General features: G+C 72.9%; 13 protein-coding genes. 6 read left to right on the top strand and 7 right to left on the bottom strand.

Features of this window, described 5'->3' with window-relative positions; translation table 11 throughout:
* Nucleotides 1–14: 14 nt before the first annotated feature.
* Nucleotides 15–1,781, bottom strand: a complete 1,767-nt coding sequence (gene aspS / locus ACF08D_RS21745) for an aspartate--tRNA ligase (protein WP_392224389.1) — start codon at nt 1,779–1,781, stop codon at nt 15–17.
* A 143-nt stretch (nt 1,782–1,924) separates the two neighbouring features.
* Here aspS and ACF08D_RS21750 point away from each other — a divergent pair, with 143 nt between their 5' ends.
* A complete protein-coding gene (locus ACF08D_RS21750; RefSeq protein WP_392224390.1) occupies nt 1,925–4,027 on the top strand; it encodes a SpoIIE family protein phosphatase in 2,103 nt (700 codons plus the stop codon).
* 104 nt (nt 4,028–4,131) lie between these two features.
* On the opposite strand, the gene ACF08D_RS21755 is transcribed toward ACF08D_RS21750, so the two are convergent.
* The 4 genes from ACF08D_RS21755 to ACF08D_RS21770 all read right to left on the bottom strand — a co-directional run bounded on the left by ACF08D_RS21755 (nt 4,132) and on the right by ACF08D_RS21770 (nt 7,841).
* Nucleotides 4,132–4,974: a class I SAM-dependent methyltransferase gene (locus ACF08D_RS21755; protein WP_392224391.1), complete on the bottom strand. Its 843-nt coding sequence runs from the start codon at nt 4,972–4,974 to the stop codon at nt 4,132–4,134.
* 76 nt (nt 4,975–5,050) lie between these two features.
* Nucleotides 5,051–6,091, bottom strand: a complete 1,041-nt coding sequence (locus ACF08D_RS21760; RefSeq protein WP_392224392.1) for an AI-2E family transporter — start codon at nt 6,089–6,091, stop codon at nt 5,051–5,053.
* A gap of 65 nt (nt 6,092–6,156) precedes the next feature.
* A complete protein-coding gene (locus ACF08D_RS21765) occupies nt 6,157–7,137 on the bottom strand; it encodes a pirin family protein (RefSeq protein WP_392224393.1) in 981 nt (326 codons plus the stop codon).
* Between the two features lie 251 nt (nt 7,138–7,388).
* On the bottom strand, nt 7,389–7,841 hold the full coding sequence (locus ACF08D_RS21770; RefSeq protein WP_329868652.1) for an SseB family protein: 453 nt from the start codon (nt 7,839–7,841) through the stop codon (nt 7,389–7,391).
* Nucleotides 7,842–8,034: 193 nt separating this feature from the next.
* On the opposite strand from ACF08D_RS21770, the gene ACF08D_RS21775 reads away from it, so the two are divergent.
* Nucleotides 8,035–9,861, top strand: a complete 1,827-nt coding sequence (locus ACF08D_RS21775) for an acyl-CoA dehydrogenase (protein WP_392224394.1) — start codon at nt 8,035–8,037, stop codon at nt 9,859–9,861.
* A gap of 296 nt (nt 9,862–10,157) precedes the next feature.
* Here the strand turns inward: ACF08D_RS21775 and ACF08D_RS21780 are convergent, their stop codons facing one another.
* Complete coding sequence (locus ACF08D_RS21780; protein ID WP_392224395.1) at nt 10,158–10,640, bottom strand: DUF6083 domain-containing protein; 483 nt, start codon at nt 10,638–10,640, stop codon at nt 10,158–10,160.
* Between the two features lie 140 nt (nt 10,641–10,780).
* On the opposite strand from ACF08D_RS21780, the gene ACF08D_RS21785 reads away from it, so the two are divergent.
* From ACF08D_RS21785 to ACF08D_RS21795, 3 genes are all read left to right on the top strand, one after another.
* Nucleotides 10,781–12,073, top strand: coding sequence for a M18 family aminopeptidase (locus ACF08D_RS21785; protein ID WP_392224396.1), 1,293 nt, complete (start codon nt 10,781–10,783; stop codon nt 12,071–12,073).
* A gap of 67 nt (nt 12,074–12,140) precedes the next feature.
* Nucleotides 12,141–12,365 (top strand): DUF6458 family protein, encoded by a 225-nt coding sequence (locus ACF08D_RS21790; protein WP_126884107.1) that lies wholly within the window; start codon nt 12,141–12,143, stop codon nt 12,363–12,365.
* A gap of 169 nt (nt 12,366–12,534) precedes the next feature.
* Nucleotides 12,535–12,849 carry a hypothetical protein gene (locus ACF08D_RS21795; protein WP_392224397.1) on the top strand — a complete coding sequence of 105 codons (315 nt, stop codon included), beginning with the start codon at nt 12,535–12,537 and terminating at the stop codon, nt 12,847–12,849.
* A gap of 49 nt (nt 12,850–12,898) precedes the next feature.
* On the opposite strand, the gene ACF08D_RS21800 is transcribed toward ACF08D_RS21795, so the two are convergent.
* Nucleotides 12,899–14,731 (bottom strand): thioredoxin-like domain-containing protein, encoded by a 1,833-nt coding sequence (locus ACF08D_RS21800; protein ID WP_392224398.1) that lies wholly within the window; start codon nt 14,729–14,731, stop codon nt 12,899–12,901.
* A 68-nt stretch (nt 14,732–14,799) separates the two neighbouring features.
* Here ACF08D_RS21800 and ACF08D_RS21805 point away from each other — a divergent pair, with 68 nt between their 5' ends.
* Nucleotides 14,800–15,285 carry an LURP-one-related/scramblase family protein gene (locus tag ACF08D_RS21805; RefSeq protein WP_392224399.1) on the top strand — a complete coding sequence of 162 codons (486 nt, stop codon included), beginning with the start codon at nt 14,800–14,802 and terminating at the stop codon, nt 15,283–15,285.
* The last annotated feature ends 13 nt before the right edge of the window (nt 15,286–15,298 follow it).

The raw sequence follows: 15,298 nt of genomic DNA on the forward strand, positions 1-15,298 counted from the left end.
CGGAGAAGCGGGGCCTACTTGTCCGCGACCGGCTTGCGCAGCTGGATGTTCAGCTCGCGCAGGCGGGCCTCCTCCAGCTCGGTCGGCGCGCCCATCATCAGGTCCTGGGCGTTGCCGTTGAGCGGGAAGGCGATCGTCTCGCGGATGTTGGGCTCGTCGGCGAGGAGCATCACGATGCGGTCGACGCCCGGGGCGATGCCGCCGTGCGGCGGGGCGCCGTACTGGAAGGCGCGGAGCATGCCGGCGAACTCGGTCTCGACGGTTTCGCGGGAGTAGCCGGCGATCTCGAACGCCTTGAACATGATGTCCGGCTCGTGGTTCCGGATGGCGCCCGAGGACAGCTCGATGCCGTTGCAGACGATGTCGTACTGCCAGCCGAGGATGTCCAGCGGGTCCTGGGTCTCCAGGGCCTCCAGGCCGCCCTGCGGCATCGAGAAGGGGTTGTGCGAGAAGTCGATCTTGCCGGTCTCCTCGTCCTTCTCGTACATCGGGAAGTCCACGATCCACGCGAAGCGGAAGACGTTCTCCTCGAACCGGCCGGCGCGCTTGGCGGCCTCGACCCGGACCGGGCCCATGATCTTGGAGACCTCGTCGAACTCGCCCGCGCCGAAGAACACGGCGTGGCCGGGCTCCAGGCCGAGGCGCTCGGTGAGGACCTTGACGTTCTCCTCGGTGAGGAACTTGGCGATCGGGCCGGTCAGCGCGTTGCCCTCGCCGACGCGGACCCAGGCCAGGCCCTTGGCGCCGAGGGAGACGGCGTAGTCGCCGAGGCCGTCGAAGAACTTGCGCGGCTGGTCACCGGTGTCCGGCACCGCCAGGGCGCGGACGTGCTTGCCGGCGAACGCCTTGAACTCGGAGTTCGCGAAGACGTCCGTGATGTCGACGAGCTCCAGGTCGGTGCGGAGGTCCGGCTTGTCGTTGCCGTACTTGAGCATCGACTCGCGGAACGGGATCCGCGGGAAGGGGGAGGTGACATGGCGGCCGCCGCCGAACTCCTCGAAGAGCTCGGTCATCAGCTTCTCGATCGGCTGGAAGACGTCCTCCTGCTCGACGAAGCTCATCTCGACGTCGAGCTGGTAGAACTCGCCCGGCGAGCGGTCGGCGCGGGCGTCCTCGTCGCGGAAGCAGGGCGCGATCTGGAAGTACCGGTCGAAGCCGGAGATCATCAGCAGCTGCTTGAACTGCTGCGGGGCCTGCGGCAGCGCGTAGAACTTGCCCGGGTTCAGGCGGGACGGGACGACGAAGTCGCGGGCGCCCTCGGGAGAGGTCGCGGTGAGGATCGGCGTGGCCATCTCGTTGAAGCCGAGGGCGACCATCTTGGAGCGGATGGCCGCGATCACGGCGCTGCGCAGCATGATGTTGCGGTGCATGCGCTCGCGGCGCAGGTCGAGGAAGCGGTACTCCAGGCGCCGCTCCTCGTTGACGCCGTCGTCCGCGTTGATCGTGAACGGCAGCGGGGCGGAGGCACCCAGCACCTCGACGTCGGCGACCTCGACCTCGACCTCGCCGGTGGGGAGGTCGGCGTTGATGTTCTCCGCGCCGCGCGAGACGACCTTGCCGTCGATGCGGACGACGGACTCCTTGGTCTGCCGGTCGAGCGTCTCGTACGCGGCGGTGCCGGGACGGGCGACGAGCTGGGTGATCCCGTAGTGGTCGCGCAGATCGATGAAGAGGATGCCGCCCAGGTCGCGCCGATTGTGCAGCCAGCCACTCAGCCGGACGTCGGTGCCGACGTCAGAGGCGCGGAGCTCGCCGCAGGTGTGGGACCTGTACCGATGCATCGTCGTTCATCCAGTCTTCGCGGATCGGGGGGCTTGTTTCACGTGAAACGCAGCCCCCAGAGTACCGGGCCGCTCACGGTCGGACTCCGAGCCGCCCAGGGGCTCGGTGGCGGGTGATCCGTCCGTCTTCTTAGAGTGGGGCAATGCGCACCGAGGACGTCCTGGCCGCCATCGCGACCGGCCTGTGGCGCTGGGACAACGCATCCGGGATCGTCACGCTCGACGCGGAGGCCGCCCGGCTGCTCGGGCTGCCCGCTGAGCCGGTGGAGCTGACCGAGGCCGCCGTGCGCTCCCGGTTCCACCCCGTCGACTGGAACGAGATCGACGGGACGGTGAACCTCGCCGTCGCGGAGGGCACCCTCGCCGAGGCCCGGCTGCGGATCATGGACGAGAGCGGCCGGGTGATCCGTACCGTACGCAGCCGGTCCAAGCCCTTCGTGGAGGGCAACAGCTACCAGCTGGTCGGCACCATCCAGGAGGTCGCCGAGCCGCAGCCGGGCACCGCCGCCCGTACGCCGGTCACGGGCGACTGGCGCCGGTCGCGGGAGGCGTTCCTGCTGGACGCGGGGCGGGCGCTGGCGGAGGCGCGGTCCACGGCCGAGGTGCTGCGGGTGGCGGCGTCGCTGTCGATGCCCGGCTTCTCGCCGGACGGGCTCGCGGTCTTCGGTGTCTCGGGCGACCGTATGACGATCATCGGGCACCACGGGCACCACCCCGGCGACGACGGGCCCTTCTCCGACATGCTCCTGGACACCGACTACCCGGCGGCGGAGGTGGTGCGGACCGGGCGGGCGATCTACCTGCCGACCCCGGAGGAGTACCGGGACCGCTACCCGGCGACATGGCCGCTGGCGCAGCGCTTCGGCCGGGAGTCGTGGGCGTTCCTGCCGCTGATCGTGGCGGGGCGGACGATGGGCGCCTGGATGGCGGCGTTCACCTATCCGGTGTCGTTCACGCCGGACGAGCGGTCCGTGCTGACGACCGTGGCGCGGATGCTGGCGCAGGCGCTGGCCCGCGCGGGGGTCGCCGAGTCGGAGCGGGAGCTGTCGCTGGGCCTCCAGCGCACGATGATGCCGGTGCTGGGGCCGGCGATTCCCGGCATGGAGGTGGCCGCGCGGTACGTCCCGACCGGCGGCGGGCTCCAGGTCGGCGGCGACTGGTACGACATGATCCAGCTGCCCGGCGGGCGGATCGCGCTGGTGATCGGCGATGTGCAGGGGCACGACGTGCGGGCGGCCGGGCTGATGGGCCAGCTGCGGATCGCCCTGCGCGCGTACGCCTCGGAGGGCCACCGCCCCGACGCGGTCCTCTCCCGCGCCTCGCGCTTCCTCTACGGGATCACCGACGGGGCGGAGGGCGACCACGGTGCGGCCCGCTTCGCGACGTGCCTGTACCTGGAGGTGGACCCGGCCACCGGGACCCTCGACATCGCGCGGGCGGGCCACCCCGACCCGGCGATCCGGATGGCGGACGGCACGGTGATGCAGCGGCCCACCGAGGGCGGCCTGCCGCTGGGCATCGTCCCGGACACCGACTACCCGACGACCCGGCTCACCCTGGAGCCCGGCGAGACGCTGATGATCTGCACCGACGGGCTGCTGGAGACCGGTGGGCACGACCTGGAGACCGGCTGGGCCCGGATCCGGTCCCTGCTGGAGCGGCACGACGCCGAGGGCGAGTCGCTGGAGGTGCTGGCCGACAGCCTGGTGCAGGCGGTGCACGGCCCCGGTTCGCACCACACGACCGGTCCGCTCGCCGACCGCCGCGAGGACGACATCGCGGTGCTGCTGCTGTCCCGGACGGGTGCCCCGCTGCGTACGGCGGCGGCGCGGCGCACCGCGCTGACGATCGCCCAGGCGGAGCCGGAGCGGATCGCGGCGGCCCGGCAGCACCTGCGGGAGCTGCTGCACGACTGGGCGGACCCGGAGCAGGTCGACTCGGCGGTGCTGATGGTGTCGGAGATGGTCACCAACGTGCTGGTGCACACCGACGGGGACGCGCTGCTGGTCGCGGAGGCCACCGGGGACCACGGCAAGCGGCGGCTGCGGGTCGAGGTGGCGGACGCCAGCGACGAGCTGCCGCACCGCCGCCGCCCCGGCGAGATGGCCTCGTCCGGGCGGGGGCTGATCCTGATGGAGATGCTGGCGCACGAGTGGGGCGTGGACCCGCGCGGCGAGGGCAAGTCGATCTGGTTCGAGCTGCACGAGGAGCGGGACGGCGACGCCTTCCAGGGCGTCGCCTTCTAGCGCGGGTTCGGGGGGCTCCCGGCCCGGGGCCTTGGTGCTCGGGGCTCCCGGGTGGGCACGGGGCCTCTTGGCGGTGCTCGGGGCTCCCGGGTGAGCCGGGTCTCCTACGGCGCCGCCTTCCGGGCCGCATGCGCCTCCGTCCCGGCGGCCTGCGGTCCGTGGGTGATCCGCAGCTTCGACTGGCCGTGCGGGAGGTGCTCCCAGTCGTCCATGAACCGGGCGGTCAGGCCGTGCTCGCCGGCCAGCCGGACCAGCGTGTCGGTGCGGTAGTAGAAGTCCTCGCCCAGCACCTGGTGCTCCTGGCCCTCCGTACGGTCGAAGGTGAAGTCGAAGAACCCGCCGGGCGCCAGTACGCGGCCGACGTGCGCCAGGCACTCGTCGAGGACGCGCAGGGGCGAGTGGGAGAACACGCTGTGCGCGTGCACCACGGTGAACGCGGCGTCGGGCAGGAAGTCCAGCCGCAGGTCGTCGACGGGGGTGAGGTACGGCAGCTTGCGCTGGAGCCCGTACCGTACGACGGTCTTCTTGGCCTCCACGAGGATGTCGGGCGAGATGTCGATGCCGTAGTAGTGGCCCGGCTCCAGGTGCTCGATGAAGCGCCACCCGGCGCGGAGGTTGCCGCAGCCGATCTCCAGCATCCGATCGCCGGGCCGCAGGCCGTGCCCGACGAGGTAGTCGTACTGCATCTGCCCGACCGCCAGCCAGCGCGCGTGCGACGGTACGCCGCCGACGGCCGCCTCCGGGCTGCGCGCGGTGTCGGAGGCCATGACGGCGCGGTAGTACGCGACGTGGTCGTCGCCGTGGCGGAGGCGGAGCCGGGCGTTGCGGGCGGCGCGGCGCAGGTGGGGCACCACCCGCTGGGGGTGGGTGAGGGCGTAGCGGATCTGGTGGCCGAGGCGGGAGCGGTTCCTCAGCAGGCGTGCGTCGGGCGGGGTCTGGTGCTGCATGACGGCCTCCGTACTCACCGGGCCCCCCGGCGCGGATGCTAGCCGGGACGGGGGCGTCCGGGCGGGGGGACACGGCCTATGCCGCGCCCCCGGCCGCGTACAGCTTGCGGAGTTCGCCCGCGACGCCGAAGGCGGCGGCGGTGAGCGGGACCGCGAGCAGCATGCCGAGGATGCCCGCGAGGGACGCCCCGGCGGTGATGGCGAGCATCACGACGGCCGGGTGCATCTGGACCGTACGGCTCTGGATCATGGGCTGGAGCAGGTGGCCCTCGATGAGCTGTACGGCGAGGACGACGCCGACCGCCCAGAGCGCGATGGCGACGCCCCGGTCGGCGAGCGCGACGAGCACGGCGACCGCCCCGGAGAGGAACGCGCCGAGGTACGGGATGTACGCGCCGACGAAGACCAGCGCGCCGAGCCCCACGGCGCCGGGCACGCGCAGGACGAGCAGCCCGGCCGTGATGAGGAGGGCGTCGATCAGCGCGATGAACGTGGTGCCGCGCATGAAGCCCTCCACGGCCCCGAAGGCGCGGCGGGCCATGGCCTCGGCGTGGTCGGCGCCGCCGCGCGGCACGAGGGAGCGCAGCCCGGCGAGGGCGCGGCCGGAGTCCCGGAGGAAGAAGAAGACCAGGAACAGGGCGAGGACGGCCATGGCGATCACCTCGCCGACGACGCTGAGCCCGCTGATGACCCCGGACGCGGCGGTCCCGCCGAACTTCCCGAGCAGTTCCCTGGCGTTGCCGGCCAGGTCGTCGAGGGAGGTGCCGGCGGCGCCGAAGTGCCGGGTGAGGTCGTCGGCGGCGCGGCGCAGCGAGGTGACGATCTGCTCGCCGTTGTCGATGAGCGCGGCGACCACGATGTAGGTGGCGCCGCCGACGACGGCGACGACGGCCGTGCAGGTCAGGCCGGCGGCCAGGGAGCGCTGCACCTTCATGGCGACCAGCCGCCGGTGGAGCGGCCCGAGCAGGGCGGTCCCGAGCAGGGCGAGCAGGACGGGGGTGACGACGGTCCGGAAGGTGACGCACAGCCAGATGCCGACCGCCGCCACCCCGGTGACGAGCAGGGCGACGACGCACCAGGCGGCGAGCCGCCGGACGGGCTCGGGGAGCGAGTGCACCCCTCCACGGCATCACGCGTGGCCGGGGCCCGCCCGTGGGCGGGCCCCGGCCGGGTGACGTGCCGTCAGCCGGTCTCGACGCCGGTCTCGCCCATGCCGTGCACGGCGGGGATGCGGCCGAGCCGGCCGGCCTGGAAGTCGTCGAAGGCCTGCTGGAGCTCGGCGCGGGTGTTCATGACGAACGGCCCGTAGTGCGCCATGGGCTCCCGGATGGGCCGGCCGCCGAGCAGGACGATCTCCAGGTCGGGGGTGTGCCCGTCCTGCTTGTCGTCGGCCCGGACGGTCAGCGAGCCGCCGTCGCCGAAGACGGCCGTCTGGCCCAGGTGGACGGGGCGGCGCTCGGTGCCGACGGTGCCGCGCCCGGCCAGGACGTACGCCAGGCCGTTGAAGTCGGGGCGCCAGGGGAGCGTGACCTCGGCGCCGGGGCGCAGCGTGGCGTGGATCATGGTGATGGGGGTGTGGGTGATGCCGGGGCCCTCGTGGCCGTCCAGCTCGCCGGCGATGACGCGGAGCAGGGCGCCGCCGTCGGGGGAGGTGAGGAGCTGGACCTGGCCGCCGCGGATGTCCTGGTAGCGGGGGTCCATCATCTTGTCCTTGGCGGGCAGGTTCACCCACAGCTGGAGGCCGTGGAAGAGGCCGCCGGACGCGACGAGGTTCTCCGGCGGGGCCTCGATGTGCAGGAGGCCGGAGCCGGCGGTCATCCACTGGGTGTCGCCGTTGCGGATGGTGCCCCCGCCGCCGTTGCTGTCCTGGTGGACGAAGGTGCCGTCGATCAGGTAGGTGACGGTCTCGAAGCCGCGGTGCGGGTGCCAGGGCGTGCCCTTGGCCTCGCCGACGCCGTACTCCACCTCGCCCATCTGGTCCATCATGATGAACGGGTCGAGGTGGCGGTAGTGGATGCCGGCGAACGCGCGGCGCACCGGGAAGCCCTCCCCCTCGAAGCCGGCGGGCGCGGTGGTGACGCCCAGCACCGGGCGCGGCACGGCACCGGCGGGCGCGGCGACGCGCGGCAGGGTGAGCGGGTTCTCTACGGTCACGGCAGGCATGGCGGGTCCTCCTCGGGGGCGGCGTGCTCCCACTTTAGTTGAAGGATGAACTTCTTGCCAGCAGAACACCTCCTCCCGGCTTCCCATTCCCGCCGCGACCGCACACCGCGGCCGGCACCCCGCGACCGCACACCGCTGCCGGCACCCCGCGACCGCGTACGGAGCCGCCCGCGGCCCGGGGCACGCGGGCACAAGAAAGGCCGCCACCCCCGGTGCGTCCCGGGATGCGGCGGCCGGCCGGTGCGGCGGCGTCAGCCGTACATCCGCCGCATGGCGAAGTCGACCATCTGCTCCACGGCCTTGGCGTCGAAGACCATCCGGTGGTCGCCCTCCATGTCGAGCACGAAGCCGTACCCGGTGGGGAGCAGGTCGATCACCTCGGCGCCGGTGATCACGAAGTACTTGGACTCCTTGCCCGCGTACCGCCGCAGCTCCTTGAGCGAGGTGAACATCGGGATGACCGGCTGCTGAGTGTTGTGCAGCGCCAGGAATCCGGGGTTGTCGCCGCGCGGGCAGTAGACCTTCGAGGTGGCGAAGATCTGCTGGAAGTCCTCGGCCGACAGGGACCCCGTGGTGAACGCCCGCACCGCGTCCGCGAGCGAGGGCGGCGACGGCTCGGGGTACAGCGGCGGCTGCTGCGCGTACCCCTGCTGGGGCGGGGCGTACTGCTGCTGGGCACCCTGGTTCTGGTCGTAGCCGTACATGGCGCCCAGCCTACCGAGCGCCACCCCGCGCCGGGCGCCCGCCGACCGCCTTCCGCCATCGACCGCGCAGGGCGTGACACGTCACAGATCGGCCGAAAGGGTTGCTCTTATTACCGACGGGTAGCATCATCGTAGCTACTAGCTGGTACGTGTACGAGGATTCCGCCTCCCCGAGCCTTACGGAGCCGTCGCCATGGGGCACTACAAGTCGAATCTCCGCGACATCGAGTTCAACCTCTTCGAGGTCCTCGGGCGCGACAAGGTGTACGGCACCGGTCCGTTCGAGGAGATGGACGTCGACACCGCCAAGAGCGTCCTGGACGAGATGCGCCGTCTCGCCGAGAACGACTTCGCCGCGTCCTTCGCCGACATCGACCGGAACCCCCCGGTCTTCGACCCCGAGACCAACACCGCCCCGATCCCGGAGACCTTCAAGAAGTCCTTCCAGGCCTTCATGGACTCCGAGTACTGGCGGCTCGGCCTGCCCGAGGAGATCGGCGGCACCACCTCGCCCCGCTCCCTGATCTGGGCGTACGCCGAGCTGATCCTCGGGTCGAACCCCGCGATATGGATGTACTCCTCGGGTCCGGCCTTCGCCGGCATCCTCTTCGAGGAGGGCACCGAGGCGCAGAAGAAGGCCGCCGCGGTCGCCGTCGAGAAGCAGTGGGGCTCCACCATGGTCCTCACCGAGCCCGACGCCGGCTCGGACGTGGGCGCCGGCCGCACCCGGGCCGTGCAGCAGGAGGACGGCACCTGGCACATCGAGGGCGTGAAGCGCTTCATCACCTCCGGTGAGCACGACATGGCGGAGAACATCCTCCACTACGTGCTGGCCCGCCCCGAGGGCGCCGGCCCCGGCACCAAGGGCCTGTCGCTCTTCCTCGTCCCCAAGTACGAGTTCGACTGGGAGACCGGTGAGCTGGGCGCGCGCAACGGCGTCTACGCCACCAACGTCGAGCACAAGATGGGCCTCAAGGCGTCCAACACCTGCGAGATGACCTTCGGCGACAAGCACCCCGCCAAGGGCTGGCTGATCGGCGACAAGCACGACGGCATCCGCCAGATGTTCCGCATCATCGAGTTCGCCCGGATGATGGTCGGCACGAAGGCGATCGCCACCCTCTCCACCGGCTACCTCAACGCGCTGGAGTACGCCAAGGAGCGCGTCCAGGGCACCGACCTGGCGAACTTCATGGACAAGACCGCGCCGAAGGTCACCATCACGCACCACCCCGACGTCCGCCGCTCGCTGATGACGCAGAAGGCGTACGCCGAGGGCATGCGCGCCCTCGTCATGTACACCGCCGCGATCCAGGACGAGATCCAGGTCAAGGAGGCGGCCGGCGAGGACGCCAAGGCCCTGATCGGCCTCAACGACCTCCTCCTGCCGATCGTCAAGGGCTACGGCTCCGAGCGCTCCTACGAGCAGCTCGCCCAGTCGCTCCAGACCTTCGGCGGCTCCGGGTACCTCCAGGAGTACCCGATCGAGCAGTACATCCGGGACGCCAAGATCGACACCCTCTACGAGGGCACCACCGCGATCCAGGGCCAGGACTACTTCTTCCGGAAGATCGTCCGCGACCAGGGCGCCTCGCTGAACGCCCTGTCCGAGGAGATCAAGAAGTTCCTGGCGGTCGGCACCGGCGGCGAGGAGCTGGCCCCGGCCCGCGACGCGCTCGCCAAGGCGGCCGTGGACCTCGAGGCCATCGTCGGCAAGATGCTGACCGACCTCACCGCCACCGGTGAGGACGTCAAGAACATCTACAAGGTCGGTCTCAACAGCACCCACCTCCTGATGGCGTCGGGCGACGTGGTCGTCGGCTACCTGCTGCTGCGCGGTGCCGCCGTGGCGGCCGAGAAGCTGGAGACCGCGTCCGCCAAGGACGTGGCCTTCTACCAGGGCAAGATCGCGGCCGCGAAGTTCTTCGCGGCGAACGTCCTGCCGGGCGTCGCCACCCAGCGCGCCATCGCCGAGGGCGTCGACAACTCGCTGATGGAGCTGGACGAGGCCGCGTTCTAGCCGGCCCCGGCGGGGCCGCGGTCCCGTCCGCGAGCCGGACGGGGCCTCCGTCCCGTCCGCGCTCCCGCCCGCGCGCCGGTCCCGCTCCGGGCCGCGCGCCGGTCCGCGCCGACGGCGCCGTACGCACAGGCGGTGCCGAAGGACCCTGGCGGCCCGCCTCCCGACCCCCCGGGAGGCGGGCCGCTGTCGTGCGGCGGGCGCCGTCACACCCCCGCCGCGGCCCCGGGCGGCCGGCCCCGGGCACGCGCACGCACGCCCCGCGCCCCAGGCCGGCCCGGACGGTCACCGCGCCGGGCTCACCCGGCGCGGCAGACCGAGAAGTGCGCCACCCGGCACGTGCGCGACGACGACGGACCATGCAGCCGCACCGCCGTACCGTCCCCCGCGACATACCACCGCTCGGCGCGCGGGACCGCCGCCACGGGGCGCTCCCCCGGCTCGATCGCCACCCAGCGGCCGTGCACCGTGCGGTGCCAGCGGGCCGGCGAGCCGCAGCGGCGGCAGGTCGTCAGCGCCCCGACACGCGGCGGGCGCGGGGCCGGCACCGCCCCGGCACCCGCCGGGCGCGGCGGCGGTATCGGCGGGCCCGGCTCCCCGGACGTCCGCAACGAGGCCGTCATCACCCGCAGGACGTCCCCGAGGCGCACCGGGTCCCGGTCCGGGGCCCCCGTCGCCGCCGTCGCGCACGCCGCGCAGAGCGGCATCCCCAGCCGCGCGCTCCACTCGGCCCCCGGTGTCCCGCAAGCGGCGCAGACGGGCGGAGCGGGCGTGGTCGTCATGGTCACCAGTGCACCTCCGGTCACGACCGGCGGGTCGGCGGACTGCCGTCCCACCACGTCTCCCGATCGTCGCAGCCACCACTGACAACGGCCCCCGCACGGGAGTTACGGCCGGACGACGCGCCCGTAAAGTGAAGGCCATGAGCAGCTCACCCCCCCGCTTCGACCGCGGCCACACCGACGACCTCATGACCTTCCTGGCGGCGTCGCCGACGCCGTACCACGCCGTGGCCAACGCCGGTGACCGGCTGGAGAAGGCCGGTTTCCGCCGCCTCGACGAGACCGCGGCCTGGGACGGCACCAGCGGCGGCAAGTACGTCGTGCGCGGCGGCGCGATCATCGCCTGGTACGTCCCGGAGGGCGCCGCCCCGCACACCCCGTTCCGGATCGTCGGCGCCCACACCGACTCGCCCAACCTCCGGGTCAAGCCGCAGCCCGACATGGGCGCCCACGGCTGGCGGCAGGTCGCCGTCGAGACGTACGGCGGGACCCTGCTCAACACCTGGCTCGACCGCGACCTCGGGCTGTCCGGCCGGCTGACCCTGCGCGACGGCGGCCACCGGCTGGTGAGCGTCGACCGGCCGCTGCTGCGCGTACCGCAGCTGGCGATCCACCTCGACCGGCAGGCCAACGAGGGCCTCAAGCTGGACCGCCAGCGCCACATGCAGCCGATCTGGGGGCTGGGCGACGACGTCCGCGAGGGCGACCTGATCCGCTTCGTCGCCGCGGAGGCCGACGTCGACGCCGCCGACGTCGCCGGCTGGGACCTGATGGTGCACGCCCTGGAGGCGCCCGCCTACCTCGGCCGGGACCGCGAGCTGCTGGCCGGCCCCCGCATGGACAACCTGCTCTCGGTGCACGCGGCCACCGCCGCCCTCACCGCCGTCGCGGGCGCCGGAGAACCGGAGTTCATCCCCGTCCTCGCCGCCTTCGACCACGAGGAGAACGGCTCCGAGTCCGACACCGGCGCCCAGGGCCCCCTCCTCGGCGGCGTCCTGGAGCGCTCCGTCTTCGCCCGCGGCGGCACCTACGAGGACCGGGCGCGCGCCTTCGCCGGCACCGTCTGCCTCTCCTCCGACACCGGCCACGCCGTGCACCCCAACTACGCGGAGCGGCACGACCCCACGCACCACCCCCGCGCGGGCGGCGGCCCCATCCTCAAGGTGAACGTCAACCAGCGGTACGCCACCGACGGCAGCGGCCGCGCCGTGTTCGCCGCCGCCTGCGAGGAGGCCGGCGTGCCGTGGCAGACGTTCGTGTCCAGCAACGACATGCCCTGCGGCACCACCATCGGCCCCATCACCGCCGCCCGGCACGGCATCCGCACCGTCGACATCGGCGTGGCGATCCTCTCGATGCACAGCGCCCGCGAACTGTGCGCCGCCGACGACCCGTACCTGCTGGCCAACACCCTCGTCGCGTTCCTGAAGTAGCCCTCCCCGCGTAGGTGTTGCGGGTCGGGGTACCCGCAACACCAACGCAGACGAGGAGGCGGGAATCATGGGCCTGGGTGGCTGCATCATTCTCATAGCGGTCGGGGCGATCCTCACCTTCGCGACCGACTGGGAAGCACAGGGCGTCAACCTCGACCTGGTGGGGCTGATCCTCATGGCGGTCGGCATCATCGGCGTCGCCACGTTCACCAGCATCGCCAGGCGCCGCCGCGCGGTCGTGCCGCCGGTGGCCCCGACGGTCGTCGACCCGGCGGACGAGCGCCGCTACTGAGCCCCGCGCGGCCGGCCCACGACGGCCGGCCGGCGGCGGGCGGACACGGCAGCGGGCGGCGGCCGGTCACGGCGAAACATTTGCGAAAGGCCGTGCCTGACACCGTGACGGCATGGTTCTGCTGGGACGACAGACGGCACTCGTACGCCACCGAGGTCCGGATCGGCGGGTGTTCTGGAGCGTGGTCGCCACCGCCGTGGTCCTGATGGGCGGCGGGGGCGGCTACGCCGTCGCCTCGTACGCCGAACGGCCCCCGTGGGCCGCCGACATCGCGTACGAGGCGGGCTTCCTGCACGGCAACCGCGTCCGCCACCACGACCTGACGGGCGAACAGGTCCGGTCGCTGCTCGACGGCGGCTGCGACCGCGCACGGGCCGAGGGCCGGGGCGGCCGCAAGGCGCGCCTCGACCCCGCCCTGTGGGTGGCCGGATGCCTGGACGGGGCGGCCGGGAAGCCGCCCCGCCACCAGGGCCTGGCCTACTGAGCCCGGCCCACCGAGTCCGGCCTACCGAGCCCGGACCACTGAGCCCGGCCTACTGAGCGGCGGGGTCCATCCCCGCGAGGATCAGCGGCAGACGGGCCGCCCCGGACGCCGTCACCCGCACCGGAACGCCCCAGTCCTGCTGGTGCACATGGCAGGCCGGGTACTCGTTCGCCGGGTCGTCGTCGCAGGACGCGGCCATCGCCGACACATGCAGCACGCCCTCGGTCACCGCCGGGTCCAGCGTCAGCTCCCGGGACAGCTCCGTGCCGGTGCCGCCGCCCGCGGCGAGCAGCTCCGGCGGCGTCGACGACACCAGCAGCCGCGTGGACGGCCCGTACCGCTCGTCCAGCTTCTGCCCGGCCGGCGCCTGGAAGACGACGTCCAGTCGCAGCGCGCCGGGCGCGACCTCGGTCGCCTCGCGCCGCGTGCGGTGCGCCACCGCGTCCACCCGTACCGCCTCCTCGGGAAGCCGCAGCCGGGTCAGCCGGTGCCGGGCCGACTCGACCACCACGATGTCGTCACCGGCGAGCACCGCGTCGCTCGGCTCGCGCAGATCGGTGGCGAGGGTGGTGACCTGGCCCGACGCCGGGTCGAAGCGGCGCAGGGCGTGGTTGTACGTGTCGCAGACGGCGACCGACCCGTCGGGCAGCGCGGTGACGCCCAGCGGATGCTGCAGCAGCGCTTGGCCGGCCTCCCCGTCCCGGTGCCCGAAGTCGAACAGGCCGGTGCCCACCGCGGTGTGCACGGCGCCCTCCGGATCCACCCACCGCAGGGCGCTGGTCTCGGAGTCGGCCACCCACAGCCGCTCACCGGCGGCGGCGAGCCCGGACGGCTGGGCGAACCACGCCTCACCGGCGGGGCCGTCCACGAGCCCCTCGTTCGTCGTCCCGGCCGCCACCCGCACGGTGCCCTTCTCCGGGGCGTACGCCCACAGCTGGTGGACGCCCGCCATGGCGATCCACACCTCGCCCCGCCACCAGGCCACGTCCCACGGCGACGACAGCGCCACCTCACGGGCCGGCCCGGCCGTGGCGGAACCCTGCCACCACTGCGCGCCCGTCCCGGCGAGCGTCCCCACCTCCCCGGTGCCGGGGTCCAGCACCCGCAGGGCGTGGTTCACCGTGTCGGCGACCACCACCCGCCCGTCCGACAGCAGGCACAGCCCCTGCGGCTCGCTGAACCGCGCCTCGTCCGCCTTCCCGTCGGCGAACCCGCGCTCACCGGTGCCGTACCGCCGCACCACGCTCTCCCCGTCGGCCGCCAGCTCCACCACCTGGTGCCGGGTGGTGTCCGTGACCAGCAGGTTGCCGCTCTCCAGCGCCAGCGCCTTGCCCGGGAAGCGCAGGTGCGTGGCCTCCGGCTCGGGCGGCACATAGGGCCCGTCGCCGCGCCGCAGGGTGCCCTTGGCCTCGTGCTCGGCCTCCAGCTCCGCCACCAGCGCCGCGATCGCCCCGGCATGCCCCTCCCCGGCGTGCTGCGCCACGACGTAGCCCTCGGGGTCGATCACCACGAGGGTGGGCCAGGCCCGGACGGCGTACTGCTTCCAGGTGGCCAGCTCGGGGTCGTCGAGGACGGGGTGGTGCACCCCGTACCGCTCGACGGCGTCGACGACGGCCTGGTGGTCGGCCTCGTGGACGAACTTCGGCGAGTGGACGCCGATGATCACGACGGTGTCCCGGTGCTTCTCCTCCAGCTCGCGCAGCTCGTCGAGGACGTGCAGGCAGTTGATGCAGCAGAAGGTCCAGAAGTCGAGGATCACCACACGCCCGCGCAGGCCGGCCAGGGTCAGCTCCTCACCCCCGGTGTTCAGCCAGCCGCCCTTGCCGATCAGCTCGGGGGCACGGACACGGACACGGCGCGGGGCTGGAGAAGCAGCGTTCATGCGTCAAGGGTGCCATCCGTACGCGGGACGCCCGGGACGCGGTGGGGGCGGCGGGGTACTCGTCCGGCATGAGATACCTGGTACGCGACAAGATCTTCGCCATCGGCGACGACTACTGGATCGAGGACGAGCACGGGCGGCAGGCCTTCCTGGTGGACGGGAAGGCGCTGCGGCTGCGCGACACGCTGGAGATGAAGGATCCGGCGGGGCGGGTGGTGGTGACGCTGCGGGCGAAGGTGCTGAGCCTGCGCGGGGCCATGACGGTCGAGCGGGACGGGGCGACGCTCGCCACCGTGCGGCGCAAGCGGCTGTCGCTGCTGCGCAACCACTACGTGGTCTCCCTGGCCGGGGACGCCGAGCTGGACGTGTCCGGGCGGGTGCTGGACCGGGAGTTCGAGGTGGCGCGGGGCGGGGAGGTGCTGGCCCGGATCTCGCGGAAGTGGCTGCGGGTGCGGGACACCTACGCCGTGGACGTCGTCCGGGAGGACCCCGCCGACGCGGCGCTGCTGATCGCGGTGGCGGTATGCGTGGTGCGGATGGCGGAGAAGGACTGAAGCCGCCCAGGTC

It is taken from the genome of Streptomyces sp. NPDC015131, assembly GCF_043079975.1.
Lineage (GTDB): Bacteria > Actinomycetota > Actinomycetes > Streptomycetales > Streptomycetaceae > Streptomyces.

Excerpts from the sequence above, each read along its gene's own strand:
- aspS (WP_392224389.1), bottom strand. The coding sequence starts at position 1,781 with ATGCATCGGTACAGGTCCCACACCTGCGGCGAGCTCCGCGCCTCTGAC.
- ACF08D_RS21750 (WP_392224390.1), top strand. The coding sequence starts at position 1,925 with ATGCGCACCGAGGACGTCCTGGCCGCCATCGCGACCGGCCTGTGGCGC.
- ACF08D_RS21755 (WP_392224391.1), bottom strand. The coding sequence starts at position 4,974 with ATGCAGCACCAGACCCCGCCCGACGCACGCCTGCTGAGGAACCGCTCC.
- ACF08D_RS21765 (WP_392224393.1), bottom strand. The coding sequence starts at position 7,137 with ATGCCTGCCGTGACCGTAGAGAACCCGCTCACCCTGCCGCGCGTCGCC.
- ACF08D_RS21770 (WP_329868652.1), bottom strand. The coding sequence starts at position 7,841 with ATGTACGGCTACGACCAGAACCAGGGTGCCCAGCAGCAGTACGCCCCG.
- ACF08D_RS21775 (WP_392224394.1), top strand. The coding sequence starts at position 8,035 with ATGGGGCACTACAAGTCGAATCTCCGCGACATCGAGTTCAACCTCTTC.
- ACF08D_RS21780 (WP_392224395.1), bottom strand. The coding sequence starts at position 10,640 with ATGACGACCACGCCCGCTCCGCCCGTCTGCGCCGCTTGCGGGACACCG.
- ACF08D_RS21785 (WP_392224396.1), top strand. The coding sequence starts at position 10,781 with ATGAGCAGCTCACCCCCCCGCTTCGACCGCGGCCACACCGACGACCTC.
- ACF08D_RS21790 (WP_126884107.1), top strand. The coding sequence starts at position 12,141 with ATGGGCCTGGGTGGCTGCATCATTCTCATAGCGGTCGGGGCGATCCTC.
- ACF08D_RS21800 (WP_392224398.1), bottom strand. The coding sequence starts at position 14,731 with ATGAACGCTGCTTCTCCAGCCCCGCGCCGTGTCCGTGTCCGTGCCCCC.
- ACF08D_RS21805 (WP_392224399.1), top strand. The coding sequence starts at position 14,800 with ATGAGATACCTGGTACGCGACAAGATCTTCGCCATCGGCGACGACTAC.